This is a genomic window from Hymenobacter swuensis DY53, from assembly GCF_000576555.1.
GTDB lineage: Bacteria > Bacteroidota > Bacteroidia > Cytophagales > Hymenobacteraceae > Hymenobacter > Hymenobacter swuensis.
This window is the reverse complement of the sequence record NZ_CP007145.1, coordinates 863,124-883,270: the sequence shown is the minus strand read 5'-3', so window position 1 is coordinate 883,270 and position 20,147 is coordinate 863,124. Positions and strand designations below refer to the sequence as shown.

The following is a 20,147-nucleotide window of genomic DNA, read 5'->3' as shown; positions in this document are numbered from 1 at the left end:
GTAAGCGTCGCACCCTACTGCTGCATAATGGAGTGGGGCGTTGCAACAGCGGTATATCTCTTCAGGTTTATTTCACCAACTCCACCTTCTCTATCCGGTCCCCAATTTCGAGACGACTCACGACGTCCATTCCCTGCACCACTTGGGCAAAAATGGTGTAGCGGCCATCCAGGTGAGGCGTGGGCGAGTGGGTGATAAACCACTGGCAGCTTTCGGTGTCTTTGCCAGCAGAGGCGAGACCCACGGCACCGGTCCCGTAGTGCAGATCAGCAAATTCGGAGCGCAGGTTATAGTCGGAACTGCCCCACCCGTCGCCGCGCGGACAGCCGCCCTGGGCCACAAAATTGGGCACTACGCGGTGGAAGTTTTTGCCGTTGTAGAATCCCTGCTGCGTGAGCGTGACAAAGCTGGCCACGGAGCCAGGGGCTTGCTCTACCAGCAGTTGCATAAACACGTCGCCCTTGCTGGTACGCACCACCACCCGCTGAGCGGCCGGAATAGTAGCCACCACGGCCCAGTCGATGGGGTGGGTGGCGGCGGCCGCAACGGGTGAAGGCGTGGCCGGGCGGTTCTGCAGAAAGTCGATGGTTTGCTGCAATGACTGCCAGGCTTCCAGGTCGCGGGGCAGCACCAGCCGGTTGCGAGCCTGCACCAGAAAGTCAGCACTAGGCAGCAGGCGGCGCAGATTCAGCTTCGGGTCCCGAATGGCTTCGGCGGCGGTACCCATCACGGCCACGTCATTACTGAGCACGCCCCGGCGCAGCGTCAGAGCAAACTCAGGGTAGCGGGCCGCCGGGAAATCCGCGTGGTGACGCATGGCAACCAACGCTTCCATTCCGTAAGTGCCAATAACAACGGCCTGATTGGGGGCAAACGTGGCCCGCTGCACGAAATCAAATGCGGTAGGATCCTCGCCCAGCGCCTTCAGCAGATAGCCTTTCTCATAGTTATCAGTAGCTGCTGCGTACCGCTCCTGTACGGCATTCCGGATAGCGGCCCGCTCCTCGCCGGGCTGGCGCAGGGCGGCCGCCAGCAGCGTAGCCCGCACCCGCCACTGGCTCAGTCGGTTGGCCTTTTCCAAAAATACCATTCCGGGCTCATTGGTGGCGTGGGCCAGAAAAAACTCAGCGGCAGCCAGGGCTACCTGCGCATTGTCGTCGGTGAGGGCAGCCCAGGCAGCTTCCTTCACCGGCGCGTACATGGCGGCATTCATTGCCCGCAAGGCACTCACCCGCACGCGGTAGTCCGGGTCGCGGCGGGCGAGGCCGGCCAGCATCCCGGGCACCGTCGGTTCGGTGGCAGCTTTGCCAAGGGCCGAGGCCGCGCCGCTGCGCACGGCGTAGCTGGCATCCTGCTGGGCCGCCGCCCCGATGGCCGCCGCGTACGGAGCCAGATTCAGCCCCCGGGTTCGGGCCAAGGCATTGGCCGCCGCCAGCCGGGCACCCGCCGGGTTTGGGCGGCTCAGCAGCTGCACCAGCCGGGCCACGGCAGCCTCCGATGTCAGGCCACGCAGGCCGGCGCGGTACAGGCCCCAGGCCTGCCCATTGAGGGCAGCCGTATCGGTAGCCAGAGAACTGGGCAGGCGGGTAAGCGCATTGAGCCCGGAACGGGAGGTGCAGCGACCCAGGGCTTCCAGCACGTAGCTCCGCACCATAGCCTCGGGTTCCAGAGGCAGGCGCTGAAACAGGCCGGCTTCGGCCGTCGAGTCGGCCGTCTGGCCTAGGGCGTAGGCGGCCAGCTGCCGGACGCGCCACTCCGGGTCCTGCAACGCAACCAGCAGCTGTGGAGTGGCCTTTTTATCCTGGACCGAAGCCAGGGCCTCAGCAGCAGCCTGGCGGTAAGGAGCTTCGGAGCGGATCAGATAAGGCAGCAGGTCCGCCGTCCGACGCTCGTCCTGCAACGTGGCAATGCGCCGCCGGACGCTGTCGGTGGCAAACTGGTTGAGTTGGGTGGCAGCCGCGGCTGAGGAAGCGGCCGGACGCGGGGCGCAGGCGGTAAGCAAGGCCGCGCCGGCAGTAGCCGCAAGAGCCGCAGCCCGACAAAGAGCAGAGTAGGTCATGGTTGGCCTAAGGTAAATACTCCGGCAGGGAAGGCAACGCCCCTCCCGCAAAAAGCATCTGGCGTATGCGTTGCCGTTGGTTTGCAGCCGACGCGGCGGACAGAGGCCGTACCTGTTTTTCAGCTGACTGCCCACCCGTGCCGCCGCACCACCGGCAACTCCTATATTTACCCGCGCATCTCCCCTTTCCCATGCCTCGCTCCTACTGTATCTGGCTTACGCTGGCGTTGCTATTGGTCGGACTACCCGGCTACAGCCAAGCCCCGGAGCCCCCAAAAACGCCGCCGCAGAAGGTCCTGACCGTGCATTTGACGCTGCCTACGGTGCTGGGCAAGCTGGGCGAGCTGGCCGGCGTACTGCCGCGCACCTCCAAAACCAGTCGCCAGACTTCTACTGATAACCCGGTTGTCACGCTGGCTGTGCCCTTGCCCCGGTTTCTGAGCGGCTCCGATGACAAGCCGGCAGCTCCGCGCAAGCCGTAGGCACTTTTTTATTTCCCGTTCCTCCTCCTCTTTCCCCGCATGGAAGTAAACGCGTCTATTTTAATTTCCGTGGGCATAGCCGCTGTAATAGTGCGGAGTATGCGGCAGTTTCTGGATTTGCCCACCCGGATGCCCCACCTGAACCGGCTGATTGGGTATTTCTGGGTGCCGGGGCTGTTGCTCTACCTGTTTTCCCTACTCATTCAGTGGAAGACGGACCAGTTGGATGAGATATACACGCTGTTCCTGATGGCCATGGTGGTGCTGGTGCTGGTACGGGTGCAGGATTACCGGCCGGCCCGGACCATCCTGCTGGCCGTGGTACCCTATGTGGCATATTCGGCTATTGAACTGCTGTCAGGGACCTTGAGCAGTAGCTTTATGCGCGAGTACAAAAACCTGTTCAGCAATAGTCAGGGGTTTGCCGTCATCTGGCTGGTGACCTTCGTGCTCATTGCCAGAAAGCAGAAGAAGCAGCTGGAAGCCGAACGGGTGCAGCGGGAAGCGGAGGAAAAGGAACGACGCGAAATAGCGGCCCAGAATGCGGTATTGGAGAGCATGGTGGCCGAGCGCACGTCTTCGCTCACCCTGCAGACCGAGGAGTTGCAACACGCGCTGGAAGAGCTCAAAACCACCCAGGCCCAACTGATTCAGGCCGAGAAAATGGCTTCATTGGGCGAGCTGACGGCCGGTATTGCCCACGAGATTCAGAATCCGCTCAACTTCGTCACCAACTTTTCCGATGTGAGTGCCGAGCTGGTAATGGAGCTGGAGGAAGAGCAGCAACGCCCCGAGCGGGACCAGGAGTTGGAAGCCGAGCTGCTGGCCGACCTCAAGCAAAACCTGCAAAAGATTACCCACCACGGACAGCGTGCCGCCAGTATCGTGCGGGGCATGCTGGAACACTCCCGCGCCAGTACCGGCGAGCGGCAACCCACCGACCTCAACGTGCTGGCCGACGAATACCTGCGCCTGGCTTACCACGGCCTGCGAGCAAAGGACAAATCCTTTAATGCCACGCTCACAACCGATTTTGCTTCTCCCCTCCCCAAAATTGAGGCCGTGGCCCAGGACCTGGGCCGGGTGCTGCTCAATCTGTTCACCAATGCCTTTTATGCCGTACAGAAGCGTAAAGAGCAGGGCGAAACCGGCTATGCCCCTACCGTACGCGTGGCCACCCGCGCCCTGCCCGGCGGCGGCGTGGAGGTGCGCGTACACGACAATGGCACCGGTATTCCGGAAGCTGTGCGCCAGAAAATTTTCCAGCCCTTCTTCACCACCAAGCCCACCGGCGAAGGCACCGGCCTGGGCCTTTCTCTCAGCTACGATATTGTAACGAAAGGCCACGCCGGCACCCTTGCCGTGGAAACGGAGGAAGGCCAGGGTACCGAGTTTATTATTACGTTGCCAGCGGGGCAGTAACGCCTTGTAGCTAGAAAACGGTTACGCTATCATCTTCCACCCCGTACCTTTAGCCCCATGAAAATACTGGTAGTTGACGACGAGCAGGACGTGCGGACGCTGTTCGAGCAACGGTTCCGGCGTGAAATCCGCAACGGGCTATTTACCTTTTCGTTTGCCTACTCGGGTGAGGAAGCGCTGGATTACCTGCACGACCATGCCTCCGAAGTAGTGCTGATTTTATCTGATATCAACATGCCCGGCATGAGTGGGCTGGAACTGCTGCGCCACATCCGGCAGGAGTACGGCGCGCCGCCGCCTACCCCGCCTCAGGTAATGATGATTACCGCGTACGGCGACGACGACAGCCGCCAGCAGGCCCTGGCCCTGGGTGCCAACGACTTCCTCTCGAAGCCCGTGGATTTTGTGGCCCTCAAGGAAAAACTACTGCACCTCACCGAGCATGAAAACTAAGATTCTGGTAGTTGATGATGAGGCAGACTTGGAGCTGCTCATCAAGCAGAAGTTCCGGCGCAAGATTCGGGAAAGTGTGTACGAATTCGTGTTTGCCAGCAATGGCCAAGAGGCCCTGAACACCCTGCAGCAGCACCCCGACCTCGACATCATTCTCTCCGACATCAACATGCCGGTAATGGATGGCCTCACGCTGCTCAGCAAGCTACAGGAGGCCAATCCAGTCCTCAAAACCGTGATGGTATCAGCCTACGGCGACATGCAGAACATCCGCACGGCCATGAACCGGGGGGCGTTTGATTTCGTGACCAAGCCCGTGGACTTCCTGGACCTGGAGCTGACAATGGACAAGACCGCCCAGCACGTACAGCAGCTGCGCGAGACGCTACGGGCCATCCAGGAAAACAACATTCTGCGCATGTACGTGGATGAAACCGTACTCAACTTTGTGGGGCGGCCGGAGTTCGAAAACACGCTGATGGCCTCCGAAACGGTCGATGCCTCGGTGGTTTTCATCGACATCTGCGGCTTTACGTCTCTCTCCGAAGTACTGCCGCCCGCCGACATTGTCACCATGCTCAACCGTTACTTCGACCAGATGGTGAAGGAGGTTATTGCGCAGGGTGGCTACATCGACAAGTTTATGGGCGATGCGGTAATGGCCGTTTTTCGGGGCGAGTACCACCTCGACCGGGCCGTGGACGCAGCCCTAGCCGTGCGCGCCGTGGTGCAGGCCAACGAGGACGTGTTACCCGATGGCCGACCCTACCAACCGTTGGTCAGCATCGGTATCAATACCGGCGAAATGGTGTCGGGTAACATCGGCTCAGCTTCCCTCAAGCGTCTCGACTACACCGTCATCGGCGACAATGTGAACGTGAGTCAACGGTTGCAATCCGTGGCCCAGCCCGGTCAGATTATTATCACGGAAGCCACCTACGAGCGGGTAAAGGAGTCGTTCCAATGCCGCCCGCTCCACGAGGTAACCCTCAAGAATAAGGCCCAGCCCATGATGATTTACGAGGTAGTGGCGTAGTGGTGAAGTCAAAGCGCAGAAGTAAAAAGGCACAACTCTGTGTCTTTTTACTTCTGCGCTTTGACTTCACTTGCTTCATTCTGCTTGCGCAGGCGTTGGCAGAGGACGCGCAGAATATTGCGCAGCACTTCGCTCCGCTCCTCCATCACATCATAGAAATCGTCCTGGTCGAGGCGGAAGGCTGTAACGGGGCTTTGGGCCACGGCAGTAGCCGAACGTGGCTCAGCATCGAGCAGGGCGAGTTCCCCAAAAAAGTCGCCGGGACGGAAAGTAGCCAGCAGCTGCGAACCGGTAAAAATGCCCACCTCCCCTTCCGACACGATGAAGAGGGAAGTACCCAAGTCGCCCTTGGCAAAGATCTGCTCTCCGGCGCCAAAACTCACCTCTTTCATGATGGGCACAATGCTGCTGAGGACGTTGGCGGGCGTAGCGGCAAACAACGCGGTGCGCTGGAGAATAGCCACCCGGTCGGCGGCAGAAACGTGGGCAGTAGTGGCAGAATGGCTCATAAGTAAATCGGGCAGGGAAGGTTCTTGCGTAACGGCCGCCTGGTAGGCCGCTGGCTGGGTTTCGGCCCAGCGGGCCAGCACCGCTAAGGCACTTTCTCGCACCAGTGGGCTGGTACTATGCAAGTGGGGCCGAAGCAGGGCAAAATGCACCTCAGTGGCCGACCAGTAGCGCAGGGCCAGGCTCACGGTCCAATCGGAAAAGGCCGTTTCGCCCCGCTCCACAATAGTGGCCACAATAGGCCCAGGAGTGGTAGCAGCTGACAACAGCCGGTCGAAACGGGCCGCTTTGGCAGCGGGTGTGCCCACTTCCAGCAGCGTCTGGAGCCCTTGGTACATGGGGCGGGGAATGATGTTATCCAGGATTTCGAGGGCATTGGCCTGCCGCTCCCGGGTGGCGTGCGCCACGCTGCGCTGCGCATCGGCAATGGCCTGGGGCGCGTAGAGCTGCTGCAACTCCCCAAACAGGCGCTGCTGCACCCGCGTCAGCTCGTACGCCAGCGCATCCTGCACGGGCTGATTTGCCGTAGTAGCCTGCCCGTGCAGTAGCTCGCGGGCCAGTTGTAGCTCCTGTTGCACCAATGCCTGAAAAACAGGCGTAGTGGCTGGCTCCGGGGCAAAGTTGCGGAGGGCGCGCAGGGCATCTTCGCGCTGCCCCAAATCGGGCCGCTGTGCCAGCGCCACCAGCGTAACGCGGCTCTGAGCGGTGGGCAGACGGCCGCACAGTTGCGCCACCCGCCGCGTTACCACCGCATCGGTACTGCTTTGCAGCGTACGAACCAGCACTGATAGTGCGGCCAAGCCCAGGTGCTGCAGCTCCGTGAAGGCAGCAGCCCGCGTGGGCTTATCGGCTAATGCCGCCACCAACGCCTCTGTTTCCGCCTCCGATACCGTGTTATTGCTGTTGGGTTGCCCGGCGGCGGGCAGCTCATGGGGCAGGGCAAACCGGCGGCTCACGGCGTGGTGCAGCTCATCGAGGTAGTGCCCGTAGGTACGGTAAAGCATGAAAATTGCGCCGGTTAGCAGTACCGCCATCCACCCGAAGGTAAAGTTGGCGTCCAGCTTAGGCCAGAAGTGAGGCACCAGCAGCAACAGACCAGCCAGACCCATGCCCAAGGGCTCATACACGCCCTTCGAGAGGGTATGCGCCTGCAACCGCTCGGCAGCGGGCAGCGGCTGAAACAGCACCAGAAACACTGGGTCGAAGAAAGCCCGCCGCAAGATTTCCATTGTCAGGAATAAGGCGCAGAAGTAAAGCATGACGCCACCCGGCCCCCAGCTGCTATGCTGACTGAACAGCCCCAGGCCCAGCAATACGAGGGCCGGCAGGGCCAGTAAAATCGTTCGTACGCCCAGCACATCAAGCAGCTTGCCGGTTACCAGCAGCTTCACCACCAGTGCCACCAAGTAGGTGAGGGCCAGCACGGTGCTGACGTAGCGCATCACCAGCGTCTGGTCGTGAAACTGATGCTTGACGTTGACAAAAAAGGAATATTCCACGCCGGTAGTAACGGCCGCAATAGCCAGCATGCTCAGGCACATGCTCAGGACCAGGCGGCTGCTGCCGAACCAGCGTTGCAGCGGTGCGGCCACGGCTTGCGCCCGCGCGGCCCGGCCGCCGGAACGCGCTTCCACCAGATGTTCCCGACCCGTAGTACGCAGCACCAGCAACGCCCCCACATAGGCCCCGAAAGCCAGCAGCAGCAGCCACAGCAGCTCCGCGTGATGGTGCACCAGCAACGCCAGCACAGCACCCAGGGCCTTGGCGGGCATGTCGCCGGAGCTGATGACGCTGAACAGCCGCCGCCCCTGCCGCACATCAAACACCACTGCCGACACGCCCCAGAATTCCAGGTTGGTGAGTAGGTAAATCACGCGGTAGCCCGTCATGATGGCCACTGCCGCCCACACCGAGTGGCCCACGGCAACCAGCACCCCAATCACCGTCATCAGGACCACCACGGCCAGCAGCACCCGCACGGCTACCCGCTGCAGGCCCAGATGGTGCTCATAGTGCGCGTATACCTGGCCGGCAGCTACCATAGCCAGCGCGGCCACCCCGTAGGCCAGCGGCAGGTTGCGTTCCGGCTGATTTTCGAGCAGAATCACGTTGGCCGCCACGTACACCAGAATGGTCCCGATGCCCAGCAGAAAGTTGTGCAGAAAGAACAGCCCCACCGTACGCCCCTCTTCGGGTCGGATGCCCAACAGCTGCTGCCAACGCGCAAGTAATGTCATTGTGTAATGCTTAGTGCCTGGGTGGTAGCGCGTAGCTGACAGAGGTAACTTCTGCCGGTTCACCTGGGTACCAGGGCTTGGGCACTAAGCACTACCACGGGTGCAAGATAGGAGCCGGCGGCGGCTTGATGCCGGATTTTTCCGCTACTTACACCTTCTAAGCCTCGTTTGCTCCTCATGGATTGCCTTCGCGCCGAAACCTACGTCCTCGACCAGCTCCGTCAGCACCTTGCTCCTACCCTGTTCTACCACGGCCTACATCACACCCTCGACGTGGTTGAGCAGGCCCAGTCTCTGGCCCTGGCCGAAGGCGTTTCCGACCCCACCGAACTGGCTCTGCTGCGCACCGCCGCCCACTACCACGATGCCGGTTTCCTGACTACCTACCAAGGCCACGAGGCCGCCGGCTGTGCCTTGGCGCGCCAGGTCCTGCCCGGCTTCGGTTACGAGCCGGCCCACATCGAACTGATTTGCCAGCTCATCCTGGCGACGCAGATGCCCCAAAGCCCTGGGCCGCTTCACTTGGCCCGGATCCTCTGCGACGCCGACCTGGATTACCTCGGCCGCTCCGATTTCTGGCCCATCAGTTCAACTTTGTACGAGGAGCTGACGGTGCGCAATATGATAGCAGGAGAGGAAGCCTGGTTACGCCTGCAGGTTGACTTCCTGAGCGGCCACCGCTACTGGACACCCACCGCCACCGCCCGCCGCGAGGCCGCCAAGCAGGCCCGACTAGCCGAAGTGCGGGAGCAGTTGGCGCGGCTCTAGCGCGACACGACCAAAGCAGTCAGCACCTGCTCCAGAGCCGCAAACAGCTCGTCGTTGCCCTGCTGCGTGTACCCTTGCAGAGCGGTTTCGAAGCCGGACAGGTCGTAGAGAAAGGCTTTGAGGTTATCAGGAGTGATGGCGGAGAAGTGGCGGCCGTAGCCCAGCTTCTCGATTTCGGCCGCGTTGAGAAACTGCTCGAACTGGGCCGGAATGGGCACCGCGCACATCGGCTTGCGCAGGTACACTGCTTCGCTGATGAGAGAGAAGCCGCCGTTGGTGACCACCGCCCGGGCACTGGCTAAGTCGGCCAGAAAGCCGGCCTCACTGAAGGCCCGCAGCTGCACGTTGCCGTGGTTTTCTTCCTTGTTGAAGCCATACACCCGAAACTCCTGCCCCGGCAACTGCTGCAGCTGCGCCACCAAATCCTTCTGCGTGGTAGCCGATTGATACACCAGTATGTGCGCGCCATGCGTAGGGCGCAGGGCCAGCACCTCGGGCCGCAGAATGGGCGGCACCAGCGTGGTGCGCTCCTTGATGAGCGGCAGCGGGAAGAAGGTGCTGATGAAGTAGTGCTGACTACCGGGCAGTTTGGCGCGTACAATCTGGCGAGCCAAGGCCAGGTTGCCGCGCTCCGCCGCCGGTATGGGCACATCCAAGGCAGCCCGGCTGATAATCTGCATGTTATCAATGCTGATGACGGGCAGATTTTTCCACTTGGCGAACAGAAAGCTGAACGACTCGAAATCGGAAATCACCACCTCGGGCTCGAAGTCGCAGAGCAGCTCCCGATACTTGCGGAAGTTCACCCGCAGGTTTTCCGGCGCCGAGCGCAATGTCAGGGCCGCCGTGCGCGACTTCGAAACGGTGAGGTGTTTATACGCCAGGTGAAAGCCCCGGATTTCGTGCACCCGCCCGGGGAAGTTGGCGGCCAGCATCTGGTAAGCTCGCGAGCTACTCACCACGCATACCTCATGGCCCTGACTGAGCAGATGCCCGATTATCACCTTACTGCGCGTCGCGTGCCCCAGCCCTTCGCCGGGCACTCCGTAGAGAATATTCATACGCTCGAGACTGCCGTTAGCGCCGCGCGCCGGGAATGCGGAACTGCAGGCCCAGGCTGGGAATGAAGGTGAGGCCGCTGAGTTTGGCGGTGCGGTTGTTCAGCAGCTGATACTCGCCATAATTCTGGTAGTACACCGATAGTGCCGGGATAAAGTAGGCATACTTGTAGCCCAGCTTGGCATTGAAGAACGCCCCGAACGAGCTGAAGTTCTGCTTGGCTGTGGGCAGAGAAGGAAGCAGTGAGCTGCCGACGCCATTGTACAGATTCTGTGGCTGGAAGCCATATTTGAAGAAGCTGTGCGCGTACACCACGCCGTAGGAAATGGCTCCGATTTCCTCCTCTACCCCGAGCGACTTGCTGAATACCAGTGGAATCAGGATATCCTGCCGACTGGCCCGAAAGTTCAGGAAGTCCGTCACGTTATCCAGAAACGGAATGCTAGGCAGCTTGGCCCGCTGGGTGGCAAACTGCAGCCCGATGCTGCCGTACGTAGCGCCTGGCTGCCGCGTACCGGGGTTTTCCACCGTGCCCGTCGGCCCTAGAAACTGGTACATGGCATCAAAAACGTGGGAGCCGAAGCCGTACTTGTACCCCACGTCGAGCCGGTCAATTACGCCGTAGCGTACATACACGTCTGAGGTCGGCCGCACCGGATCGAGCACGTAGGCCAGGGCTGCTACCTGGATATTTTCGATGCTCTGGTTATAGCGGATGGTGTCTTTGTTAGCCGCCGCTTTGGCCGCATCCAGCAGCGCCGTGCCGGTTTTACCAAGGGTTTCGGTGGGTACGTTGAAGGCCATGTTGCCACCTACTCGGAATTCGCCGCGCGGCGTGACCTTACCGGTACTCACAATGGCGCGCGGCGCGGTGCACGAGGCCGAAAACAGCAAACCGGCCCCAGCCAACAGGTTCAACGCGGCACGAAACGGGGAAAAAGTAGTCATACGAAGCATAAGAGGGAAGTTGCGACGGCCGGCCACGGCCAAAACCGGGCCGAAAGTAGCCAACTCCCCCGTAACCTTGGCTTGGGATTTTGCCAACGGCACCCATCCGCCCATCATACAAAAGCGCAGCCGGGGCATCTTGCCCAACTGCGCTTCTATATGATAGGCTAATAATTTCGCCCCTAGGCCGCCACCGCCACCCGCTCCGTACGCGCCTGCCGGTAAGCCTCCGGACCCATCTGGCGCAGCATTCGGTAGTGTGACTGCAAGGCCCCGAAGAACGTCTTGTTCTCAATGTAGGGCACCCCGAACTCCAGGGCCGTCTGGCGCAGGATAGGAGCCAGGGCCGGATAATGAATATGGCAAACCTTCGGGAACAAGTGGTGCTCCACCTGCCGGTTCAAGCCGCCGCACAGGAAACTAGCCAGCTTGCTGTCGGGCGAGAAGTTGGCCGTGGTCTGCATCTGATGCACGGCCCAGGCCTCGCGCATGTCGCCCTGGTCATCGGGCAGTGGGAAGGCAGTGCCTTCTACCACGTGGGCCAGCTGAAACACGAGGCCCAGCACCAGCCCTTCCACGAAGTGCATCCAGACGAAGCCCAGCGCAAACTGCCACCACGTAACATCCAGCACCACCAGCGGCAGCACAATGAACAAAGCGTAATACACGGCTTTGTACAGAAACAAATTCACGTACTCGCGGCGCGGGTGCTTGGTGACGTGCTCCCCAATCTTGCCCTGGAAAAACTTCACGTAATCCTTGCGCAGTACCCACGAGAGCGAAGCCAGCCCATACACCGGAAACGCGTACCAATGCTGAAACTGCTGAATCCAGCGCACCGGCTCCTCCTCCGACAGCCGGATCAGGCCGGGGGCCACTTCAATGTCCTCATCGTGGCCGGCAATGTTGGTGTAGGTGTGGTGTACGATGTTGTGGGTGATATTCCACACATAAGGGCTGGCCCCAATCAGGTTGAATACCATGCCCAGCCACTTATTCACGTTCTTATTGGCTGAAAACGCACCGTGCAGCGCGTCGTGACACACGTTGAAGCCGATAAAAGCGGCAAACGCGCCCATCAGGGCCGCCAGCCCGGCCATAGCCAGCAACCCGAACTGGTTCGAAAGAATCAGCACGTACAGGCCCACGTAGCCACTCAGGAAGAAGATGGTTTTGGCCCACATAGTCCCGTTGGCGTGGCGCGAAATTCCCTCAGCTACAAAGTAGGCATCCACCCGCTCGCGCACCGTGGCGAAAAAAGTGGTTTTCCGAACATTCGTGAATTTCAATGTTTTGGCCATACTGATATAGTAATGATGCAGTACAGCAGCCCGGGCCGCCTGTCCACAGATGAGTTTCGAGGCCGGCAAGGTAACAGCATTGCGCCATACGCCGCCAGCGGCACCTGCGTGGCACCTAACTTGCTCCCTCAACCGGCAGGCCACCTGTTCAGTTCGTTGCGGCTGGGCAGAAGTAGCCGTCAGCCGCCACCCATAGACTGGCAAGGCGCGGCAATTACGTTGTATGACAGCCGTCTGGCCACAATTATTAGCTCTATAATATATTTTCCGTCGAGTGCTGATTTTCCCACCAGACCGGGTAGCCGTCCCTGATTACGAACATTACCGAATTGTTACGCCGAAAGTGAAAATCCCGTAACTTTCCTTTCCGCTTATGCCTTTTTGCTCCCGTATGCTTCAGTTTTACCTCAATAACCAGCTCATCCGCACTGACCAGCCAGCGGGCAGCACCCTGCTCGATTTCGTGCGTTACCACCAGCACCTGAAAGGCACCAAAATCGGCTGCCGGGAAGGTGACTGCGGGGCCTGCACAGTGCTGGTGGGCGAGCTGGACGCGGCCGGTGCAATGGTGCAGTACCAGGCCATGACCTCCTGCCTCACGCCTTTGGGTAATGCCCACGGCAAGCACGTTGTTACGGTAGAGGGTATTAACGCGGCCCGGGGTACGCTCACGCCGGTGCAGCAGGCCATTGTCCAGGAAGGTGGCTCGCAATGCGGGTTCTGCACCGTGGGCTTCGTGATGAGCCTGACCGGCCACGCCCTCAGCGAAAAAACCAGCACCCCCACCTCGGCTCTGGCTTCTATTGATGGGAACATCTGCCGCTGCACCGGCTACAAGAGCCTGGAGCGGGCCGCTCAACACCTTACCGCGCAGCTCCAACAGCGGCCCGCCGCCGCCGCCGTGAGCTGGCTGGCCGCCGAGGGCTTCGTGCCGCCGTACTTTGCCGATATGCCCGCCCGACTTACCGCGCTGCACGAGGCCGCCCGCGCTGCCGCCACCGGTGGCTCCGAAGCAACCAACCCGGTTGTGGCTCCAGTCCCGGTGCTGGATGCGCCGGCCGCCGCGCAGGCCCGCATCCTCGGGGGCGGAACCGATTTACTGGTGCAGCAGCCCGAGCAGCTCCGGGCTACGCCGGTGCAGTTGCTCTACAACCAGCCGCAGCTGCGCGGCATCCGGCGCGAGGGCAACTTGGTAATTCTGGGTGGTACCACCACGGCCCAGCAACTGCTGGAATCGGAAGTATTGCTGGCGGTGCTGCCGCAGCTGCCCCGGTATCTGAAGCTGGTCAGCAGCACGCCCATCCGCCAGATGGGCACGGTGGCCGGCAACTTCATCAACGCCTCCCCAATCGGCGACCTGACCATCCTATTTCTGGCCTTGGGAGCCGAAATTGGGCTTTCTACGGTCGCCGGCCAGCACCGCACGCTGCCGCTGGCGGAGCTGTACCTGGGCTACAAGCAGCTCACCAAAACCGCCGACGAGCAGGTAACCGAAATCCGGTTCGAGGCCCCGACTGCCACCGACGCCTTCAACTTCGAGAAGGTATCGAAGCGCACCCATCTGGATATTGCCAGCGTGAACACCGCCGCCTGGCTGCGGGTGGACAACGGCGTTATCCGGGAAGCCCGGCTGTCGGCTGGCGGCGTGGGACCCATTCCGCTGCTGTTGCGCCAGACGGCCGCTGCGCTGGTGGGCCGGCCGGTTTCGCTGGAAACCGTGCGCCTCGCCCAGCAGTTGGCCCAGCAGGAAATCAGCCCCATCAGCGACGTGCGCGGCACCGAGCACTACAAGCGTCTGCTGCTGCACCAGCTGCTGGAAGCGCACTTCGTGGAAACCGGCCTGCTCATCGAAGAACAATTGTAGGGCTCCGCTCCTTCGCGTCCCAATCGTTGCTGGCGTTATTCGATCCGCTCAATTATAGTCGTTCAACGAACAAGACACGAAGGGTCGCGTCTCTACAGCTGCCCCGCTCACTCAACCACTACGTCACCAAGTCACCGCTCCCGTGAACCACCTCGACCCCATCCGCCACGTGCGCGGCGAATCTCAGTATCTGGATGACGTGCCGGTGCAGCAGGGCACGCTGTACGCGGCCGTGGTGGAGTCGCCGGTGGCGCATGGCAAGCTGCTGGGCGTTGATGCCATAGCGGCGCTGCAGCTGCCCGGCGTGGTGCGCATTCTTACGGCCCAGGACATTCCCGGCGAAAACCAGATTGGCGGCATCGTGCCCGATGAGCCGCTGCTGGCCGAGGGCCACGTCCACTTCCGGGGCCAGCCGGTGGCCTTGGTCCTGGCCGACTCGGAACACGCGGCACACGCGGCCCTGGCCCAGGTGCGCGTCTCGGTGGAGGCCCTACCTATCATCACCGATCCGCGCGTGGCCGCCGCTCAGAACGAGCTGATTGTGCCGCCCCGTACCTTCCGCATCGGCGACTCTGCCGGGGCCTGGGCCGGGTGCGCACACGTAGTTGAGGGGGTGGCCGAGTCGGGTGGGCAGGAGCACTTGTACATCGAAACCCAGGGTGCGTATGCCTTCCCGACCGAAATGGGTGGGGTGCGCCTCATTTCCTCTACCCAGGGCCCCACGGCCGTGCAGCGCCACACGGCCCACGTACTGGGGCTGGGCATGCACCAGGTGGAAGTAGACGTGACGCGCCTGGGCGGCGGCTTCGGCGGTAAGGAGGACCAAGCCACTACCTGGGGCGCCTTGGCCGCCCTGGGGGCTTTCATGACCCAGCGGCCTGTGAAGCTGGTGCTCGACCGCATGGCCGACATGCGCATGACCGGCAAGCGGCACCCCTACTCCTCCGACTTCAAAATCGGGCTGGATGCCGACCTGAAAATTGTGGCCTACGAGGCTACGTTCTACCAGAACGCCGGGGCCGCCGCCGACTTGTCGCCGGCCGTGCTGGAGCGCACGTTGTTCCACAGCACCAACACGTACTTCATCCCGAACGTGACAGCTACGGCCTACAGCTGCCGCACTAATCTACCGCCCAACACCGCCTTCCGGGGCTTCGGCGGGCCGCAGGGCATGTTTGTGATTGAGTCGGCCATTGCCTGCGCGGCCGAGCACTTGGGCGTGCCCGCCACCGATATTCAGCGCCGCAATTTGCTGCGCGAAGGGAACCTGTTTCCGTACCGCCAACCCACCGAGGGATGCCACGCCGAGCAGGCCTGGGATACAGCCGCCGAGTTGTTCGACTTGGCCGGCCGCCGCCGCGAGGTGGCAGAGTTCAACCGCACCCACCGCTGGGAGAAGAAGGGCCTGGCCGTAATGCCTATCTGCTTCGGCATTTCCTTCACCAAAACCGCCATGAACCAGGCCCGGGCGCTGGTGCACATTTACACTGATGGCTCGGTGGGCGTGAGCACCGGAGCCGTGGAGATGGGCCAGGGCGTGAACACCAAAATTGCTCAGGTAGCGGCCCAGACGCTGGGCATTTCTGTGCACCGCATTAAGGTGGAAAGTACTAATACCACCCGCGTGGCCAACACGTCCCCCTCGGCTGCCTCCGCCACCGCCGACCTGAACGGCAAAGCCACCGAGCTGGCCTGCCGGGCCCTGCGGGAGCGGCTGCTCCGGCTGGCATCCACGGAGCTGAGCATAGACTACGAGGGCATGCACATCGAGAACGAGCAGGTACTGGCCGCCGGCAAGCCTGCCGATACCACCTGGGAGAAGCTCGTTTCGGCGGCCTACTGGCAGCGCATCAGCCTCACGGAAAACGCCCACTACGCCACCCCCGACCTGCATTTCGATGCCACCACCAACCAGGGCTACCCCTTCGCCTACCACGTGTACGGCACGGCCCTGACCACCGTGCGCGTGGATTGCCGCCGGGGCACCTACGAGGTGGAAGCCGTGCAGATTGCCCACGACTTCGGCCAGAGCATGCACCCGGCCATCGACCGGGGACAGATTGAGGGGGGCCTAGTGCAGGGTATCGGCTGGATGACGCTGGAGGAACTGGTGTTCAACAACGAAGGCCGCCTGCTCAGCAATTCGCTCAACTCTTACAAGATTCCCGACCTGTACTCGGCCCCCAAGGTGCTGGATGTGCATTTCCTGGATACCCCGGGCCACCCGCGCGCCGTGCTGCGCTCCAAAGCCGTGGGCGAGCCGCCGCTGATGTACGGCATCGGGACCTACTTTGCTTTGCGCGACGCAGTGCGGGCGTTTAATCCGCAGGCAACTATTTCTTTCTCCGCTCCTATGACGCCGGAAAAGGTTCTCGTAAATTTGCACCCCCATTTTACGACCACCCCTTCTGACGCTTGGAACTCACCCGCTCAACCCACCTTCGCAACCACCTCCGCGGATTCCTGATTTACGCCGTCGGCGACACGCTGGCTGCCCTTTTGCTTCACCAGTTTTCCTGGACGCGCCTGCTGGGCATGGCCCTGGTGGGTGGCGTGCTGTACTCCTGGGAAGTGCCCGCCTTTTTCCGTTGGATTGACCGGCAGGTACCCGAGCGCCCCGACGGCGGCTTGGGCCGGCAGTGGCTCCGGGCGGCGCTGTCGCAGGTATACTTCAACCCGCTCTGGATTGTGCGGCACTACGTGTTTCTGCGGCTGTTCGGGGGCCAGGTCGAGCAGATTTCCTGGGCCCTGCTGCCGCTGGCGGGCCGCTCGTTCCTGGTGAATGTTCCGGTGGCCCTGGTCGTGAACTACTATATCCAGAACAAAGTAGCTCCGGACTGGCGCTTTGTAGCCAGCGCGCTTTTTTCAGGCATTATGGCGGTGTACTACGCCCTCAGTGCTACGTGGCTGTAACGGAATTTGCCGTTCATATAAACCATCCTAACACCCAAAAAAACATATAAAAAATACTATATTGCCGGAGCAAGAACTACCCTTTACTTCTCCTAGTTATCCTTCCGTGGATATCCTGAACGCCTCACCACCGGCTCCGCGCGATATGCTGGTGTGGCAACACGCGGCAGCCAATCTGCGCGCCGGTATTCCGGTGGCGTTGCTCTGTGTGCTGGCCAGCGAGGGAAGCAGCCCCGGCCGGCAGGGTTTCAAAATGAGTGTGACGGCCAACAGCCTGGCGGGCTCCATTGGCGGAGGCATCATGGAACACAAGTTTGTGGAAGTAGCCCGGGCCCTGCTGCGCGACGCTACCACCGCGCCTATTTTGCGCCAGCAGATTCACCGCAAGGATGCCCCGGCTGATCGTTCCGGCATGATCTGCTCAGGAGAGCAGTGGGTGCTGGTGCAGCCGTTGCGGAACACTGACCTGCCGGTCATCGTCGCCATTAAGCAGCTGCTGCGGGAGCATAGCAGCGGCCAGCTGCAGGTATCGGTCTCCGAGGGGCTGCGGCTGCAACAAGGCCAGAACGCCGCAGCCTCTCACTATACCTGGCAGCCCGGTGCTGACTGGGCGTACTCCGAGCAGCTGGGTTTCCGGGACCACGCCACCATTGTGGGAGCCGGGCACGTAGCCCTAGCCCTTTCCCGGGTGCTGGCTTCGCTGGAGTTTGAACTGACGGTACTGGATGACCGGCCCGGCCTGAACACGCATTTGCTGAACCCGTTTGCCCACCATAAACGCACGGTAAACTACGCGGCTCTGCGGGAGGAAATTCCCACCGGGCCACATCAATATGTCATCCTGATGACGTTTGGCTACCGCACCGATTTGCTTGCGCTGCGCACCTTACTGCGCCACCCGGTGCGTTACCTGGGCGTGATGGGCAGTGCTGCCAAAATAGCCGAGCTGCTGGCTACGCTGCGTGCTGAAGGTGTTTCTGAGGAGTTGCTGGCCCGCGTACACGCCCCCATTGGGCTGCCTATCAACAGCCGCACACCGGAGGAAATAGCCATCAGCATTGCCGCCGAGCTGATCCGGGAGCGAAACGCATAACAGTTACGCTAGTCGTCGGCTTCGCTGGTCGTGTTCTGGCCGCTGAGGTAACCTTCGGTGAAGACGTGGTACTGATCAAAAATGGAGCGGACAGAGCGACGCAGCACAATTTCGCCCTGCGGCCCCGAGGGTACCGACACGCCCGAGGCGTAGCCGTTCCACACGGCCCGGTTGGTACGGTTGTCGATGAGCGTGACCAGCAGCGTGCCTTCGGCCAGAATCAGGCGCACGGGCTGGTAGCCTTTGCGGGCCTCTTTAGGGGTTTCTTCATCTTCAGCATAGCCCGCTTTTACCCACCTGCTGAAATCGTCCTGGGCGTATCCCCGAAAGCGCATATCCCCTTCAAACAGCCGGAAATTCACCAGCAGATCGGGGCGGCGGCGGATAGCGGCGGAGCGGTAGCCCTGTATCTTAAGCCGGCTGCGGATGGCATCACGCACGGCCTTGCCCAGCCGGCTGGTGTCGGAGTTAATTCCGTCGCCGCTGATGAACTCGTACGTCCGGTACCGCCGGAACTGCCCGGCATAGCTATAATCCGATTCTACGCGGGCCTCGCGTGACATGAGGCAACCGGAAAGCAACAGGCCGCTGCCGGCCAGCAGAGTAACATACCATTTCATAGGCGCTGGGGAAGTAAGAAGGTCGTACTCACTAAAATACGAAACTACCGGCGCTATTCGATTGGGTCCGACTTAAATAATTCGTATAAGATTTCCCCTGTTGAGCTATAAGTTAAGCGGCAGCGCACAGGCCCGGTTCAAGTAGCTGGCAGCAGCTCTTTTTCCAGCACGATAGTCAGCCCGTGGGCACCCTGCAAAGTCCCGATAATATCGAAGCCGTGGCGCAGGTTCAGCAACAGCATGGCGCGCCAACGGTTGTAGGTCTGGGTGCGGATGCGCCGATAGTTCTGCGCCCGGCACCATGCGTGCTGGCGGCACATCAGCTCCGCCGCCATACCCCGGCCCCGAAAATCAGGATGCACGCCGCCCAGCCAGCTGTAGTAGTGACCTGGCTTCCGCTCGTAGCCCAGCTTGCAGCCTATCACGTTGCCATCGGCCAAGGTAAGCCACGCTTGTACCGGGCCGCGCACCTGCTGGTAGCGTAGGTCGGCTTCCAGTTCGGGGGCCGTGCTTTCCAGGGCAGCGACTAATAATTCAACAACCTGGCCGTATTCGGCAGACTCTGGCAGTAAGTTGGCTACTAAGTAAAACGCAGGTGCCATATGTCTGTCTAACGTGTCGAATACTAACCAGCGGCTTACTGCGTGAGCGTCAGCGGAGAAGTTTGGGCAGTATAGGTCTCCCCGTTGCTGAGCTGGTATACCACGGTAAACTGCTGCGGGCCGGTACTGGCGGCGGCCGGATTGGCCAGCCGCAACTCCAGCACCAGCGCCGGCTGTTGCGCCCGCCGCTGTACGTAGTCACTAAGCAGTCCGTCGGCTACCGGGTTACCCACCACCTCATACACGCTCAGCAGATCATTGAGTGAACTGCCGGCGGGGTGCTGAGCATCCAGCGCATTGTTGCTGGTGACGGTGATGGCCGTTACCAGTTCCGTAAATTTTGGCTCGACTGGAGAACACGCGTAGGCCGCTCCCCACCCAACCCGGTGTGCTGCTACCAGGCGGGTATCGAGGCCAAAGCGCAACGCAAATTGGCTGCGGGAAACCGGCTCGGCCGCCGCCAGCACCGTTACCGAGTTGCTGGCATTGGCAATGGCCGTGACGGTGGTGCCCGTAATATCGTAGTTGCCAGCATTGGGCGCGGGGTTGCAGCCGCAGGAATCGGCACAAAACAGGTCACCACAGGCGGGCAACCCCAGCACCAGCGAGGTAAAAAGGAAAAGTCGTTTCATAGCCGTTACAGGTCGAGTTCGGGTTCTTCTTGTAGAGAAGCGCGACCAACTTCTGGTTGCACCGCGGCTATGTTATCTTTCTACTGGTACCTGGCAGGTAGTAACGCAGCTCAACATCTCGCTACAGCGGAGTAAACGGCACAAGATCAAG

At 61.2% G+C, this 20,147-nt stretch carries 17 protein-coding genes; 9 read left to right on the top strand and 8 right to left on the bottom strand.

What is annotated here, in order from left to right:
* Positions 1-67: 67 nt before the first annotated feature.
* On the bottom strand, positions 68-2,059 hold the full coding sequence (locus tag HSW_RS23725; protein WP_081768257.1) for a peptidylprolyl isomerase: 1,992 nt from the start codon (positions 2,057-2,059) through the stop codon (positions 68-70).
* A gap of 191 nt (positions 2,060-2,250) precedes the next feature.
* Here HSW_RS23725 and HSW_RS05250 point away from each other — a divergent pair, with 191 nt between their 5' ends.
* From HSW_RS05250 to HSW_RS05235, 4 genes are all read left to right on the top strand, one after another.
* Complete coding sequence (locus tag HSW_RS05250) at positions 2,251-2,541, top strand: hypothetical protein (RefSeq protein WP_044001108.1); 291 nt, start codon at positions 2,251-2,253, stop codon at positions 2,539-2,541.
* 99 nt (positions 2,542-2,640) lie between these two features.
* Entirely contained in the window at positions 2,641-3,963 is a 1,323-nt protein-coding gene (locus tag HSW_RS05245) for an ATP-binding protein (protein ID WP_231501354.1), read from the top strand.
* 57 nt (positions 3,964-4,020) lie between these two features.
* A complete protein-coding gene (locus tag HSW_RS05240) occupies positions 4,021-4,416 on the top strand; it encodes a response regulator (RefSeq protein ID WP_044001106.1) in 396 nt (131 codons plus the stop codon).
* On the top strand, positions 4,406-5,452 hold the full coding sequence (locus tag HSW_RS05235) for an adenylate/guanylate cyclase domain-containing protein (RefSeq protein ID WP_044001105.1): 1,047 nt from the start codon (positions 4,406-4,408) through the stop codon (positions 5,450-5,452). Before HSW_RS05240 ends, HSW_RS05235 begins: the two co-directional genes overlap by 11 nt.
* A gap of 47 nt (positions 5,453-5,499) precedes the next feature.
* Here HSW_RS05235 and HSW_RS05230 read toward each other — a convergent pair whose 3' ends face one another.
* Positions 5,500-8,196: a cyclic nucleotide-binding domain-containing protein gene (locus HSW_RS05230; protein ID WP_044001104.1), complete on the bottom strand. Its 2,697-nt coding sequence runs from the start codon at positions 8,194-8,196 to the stop codon at positions 5,500-5,502.
* 177 nt (positions 8,197-8,373) lie between these two features.
* On the opposite strand from HSW_RS05230, the gene HSW_RS05225 reads away from it, so the two are divergent.
* Positions 8,374-8,964: an HD domain-containing protein gene (locus tag HSW_RS05225; protein WP_044004148.1), complete on the top strand. Its 591-nt coding sequence runs from the start codon at positions 8,374-8,376 to the stop codon at positions 8,962-8,964.
* Here the strand turns inward: HSW_RS05225 and HSW_RS05220 are convergent.
* The 3 genes from HSW_RS05220 to HSW_RS05210 form a co-directional block, all read right to left on the bottom strand.
* The gene (locus tag HSW_RS05220; protein ID WP_044001103.1) at positions 8,961-10,025 is read right to left on the bottom strand and encodes an MJ1255/VC2487 family glycosyltransferase; all 1,065 of its coding nucleotides are present in this window, start codon (positions 10,023-10,025) and stop codon (positions 8,961-8,963) included. The two genes, HSW_RS05225 and HSW_RS05220, sit on opposite strands and share 4 nt — an antisense overlap.
* 16 nt (positions 10,026-10,041) lie before the next feature.
* Positions 10,042-10,971, bottom strand: a complete 930-nt coding sequence (locus HSW_RS05215; RefSeq protein ID WP_155832833.1) for a hypothetical protein — start codon at positions 10,969-10,971, stop codon at positions 10,042-10,044.
* A 182-nt stretch (positions 10,972-11,153) separates the two neighbouring features.
* Positions 11,154-12,272, bottom strand: coding sequence for a fatty acid desaturase family protein (locus HSW_RS05210; protein ID WP_044001101.1), 1,119 nt, complete (start codon positions 12,270-12,272; stop codon positions 11,154-11,156).
* A gap of 391 nt (positions 12,273-12,663) precedes the next feature.
* Between HSW_RS05210 and HSW_RS05205 the strand changes: the two genes are divergently transcribed.
* The 4 genes from HSW_RS05205 to HSW_RS05190 all read left to right on the top strand — a co-directional run bounded on the left by HSW_RS05205 (position 12,664) and on the right by HSW_RS05190 (position 18,142).
* On the top strand, positions 12,664-14,136 hold the full coding sequence (locus HSW_RS05205; protein ID WP_044001100.1) for an FAD binding domain-containing protein: 1,473 nt from the start codon (positions 12,664-12,666) through the stop codon (positions 14,134-14,136).
* 142 nt (positions 14,137-14,278) lie between these two features.
* Complete coding sequence (locus HSW_RS05200) at positions 14,279-16,603, top strand: xanthine dehydrogenase molybdopterin binding subunit (RefSeq protein ID WP_052346138.1); 2,325 nt, start codon at positions 14,279-14,281, stop codon at positions 16,601-16,603.
* Positions 16,552-17,049, top strand: a complete 498-nt coding sequence (locus HSW_RS05195; RefSeq protein WP_044001099.1) for a hypothetical protein — start codon at positions 16,552-16,554, stop codon at positions 17,047-17,049. Before HSW_RS05200 ends, HSW_RS05195 begins: the two co-directional genes overlap by 52 nt.
* A gap of 106 nt (positions 17,050-17,155) precedes the next feature.
* A complete protein-coding gene (locus tag HSW_RS05190; RefSeq protein ID WP_052346137.1) occupies positions 17,156-18,142 on the top strand; it encodes an XdhC family protein in 987 nt (328 codons plus the stop codon).
* A gap of 8 nt (positions 18,143-18,150) precedes the next feature.
* Here the strand turns inward: HSW_RS05190 and HSW_RS05185 are convergent, their stop codons facing one another.
* The 3 genes from HSW_RS05185 to HSW_RS05175 all read right to left on the bottom strand — a co-directional run bounded on the left by HSW_RS05185 (position 18,151) and on the right by HSW_RS05175 (position 19,996).
* Positions 18,151-18,762, bottom strand: coding sequence for a DUF4136 domain-containing protein (locus HSW_RS05185; protein WP_044001098.1), 612 nt, complete (start codon positions 18,760-18,762; stop codon positions 18,151-18,153).
* Between the two features lie 137 nt (positions 18,763-18,899).
* Positions 18,900-19,364 (bottom strand): GNAT family N-acetyltransferase, encoded by a 465-nt coding sequence (locus tag HSW_RS05180; protein WP_052346136.1) that lies wholly within the window; start codon positions 19,362-19,364, stop codon positions 18,900-18,902.
* Between the two features lie 35 nt (positions 19,365-19,399).
* Entirely contained in the window at positions 19,400-19,996 is a 597-nt protein-coding gene (locus tag HSW_RS05175; protein WP_044001097.1) for a hypothetical protein, read from the bottom strand.
* Positions 19,997-20,147: the final 151 nt, after the last annotated feature.

Bases quoted from the DNA above. Each gene is read 5' to 3' on its own strand.
- HSW_RS05180 (WP_052346136.1), bottom strand. From the start codon at position 19,364: ATGGCACCTGCGTTTTACTTAGTAGCCAACTTACTGCCAGAGTCTGCC.
- HSW_RS05175 (WP_044001097.1), bottom strand. From the start codon at position 19,996: ATGAAACGACTTTTCCTTTTTACCTCGCTGGTGCTGGGGTTGCCCGCC.
- HSW_RS05205 (WP_044001100.1), top strand. From the start codon at position 12,664: ATGCTTCAGTTTTACCTCAATAACCAGCTCATCCGCACTGACCAGCCA.
- HSW_RS05220 (WP_044001103.1), bottom strand. From the start codon at position 10,025: ATGAATATTCTCTACGGAGTGCCCGGCGAAGGGCTGGGGCACGCGACG.
- HSW_RS05230 (WP_044001104.1), bottom strand. From the start codon at position 8,196: ATGACATTACTTGCGCGTTGGCAGCAGCTGTTGGGCATCCGACCCGAA.
- HSW_RS23725 (WP_081768257.1), bottom strand. From the start codon at position 2,059: ATGACCTACTCTGCTCTTTGTCGGGCTGCGGCTCTTGCGGCTACTGCC.
- HSW_RS05240 (WP_044001106.1), top strand. From the start codon at position 4,021: ATGAAAATACTGGTAGTTGACGACGAGCAGGACGTGCGGACGCTGTTC.
- HSW_RS05250 (WP_044001108.1), top strand. From the start codon at position 2,251: ATGCCTCGCTCCTACTGTATCTGGCTTACGCTGGCGTTGCTATTGGTC.
- HSW_RS05210 (WP_044001101.1), bottom strand. From the start codon at position 12,272: ATGGCCAAAACATTGAAATTCACGAATGTTCGGAAAACCACTTTTTTC.
- HSW_RS05225 (WP_044004148.1), top strand. From the start codon at position 8,374: ATGGATTGCCTTCGCGCCGAAACCTACGTCCTCGACCAGCTCCGTCAG.
- HSW_RS05235 (WP_044001105.1), top strand. From the start codon at position 4,406: ATGAAAACTAAGATTCTGGTAGTTGATGATGAGGCAGACTTGGAGCTG.
- HSW_RS05245 (WP_231501354.1), top strand. From the start codon at position 2,641: ATGCGGCAGTTTCTGGATTTGCCCACCCGGATGCCCCACCTGAACCGG.
- HSW_RS05185 (WP_044001098.1), bottom strand. From the start codon at position 18,762: ATGAAATGGTATGTTACTCTGCTGGCCGGCAGCGGCCTGTTGCTTTCC.
- HSW_RS05215 (WP_155832833.1), bottom strand. From the start codon at position 10,971: ATGACTACTTTTTCCCCGTTTCGTGCCGCGTTGAACCTGTTGGCTGGG.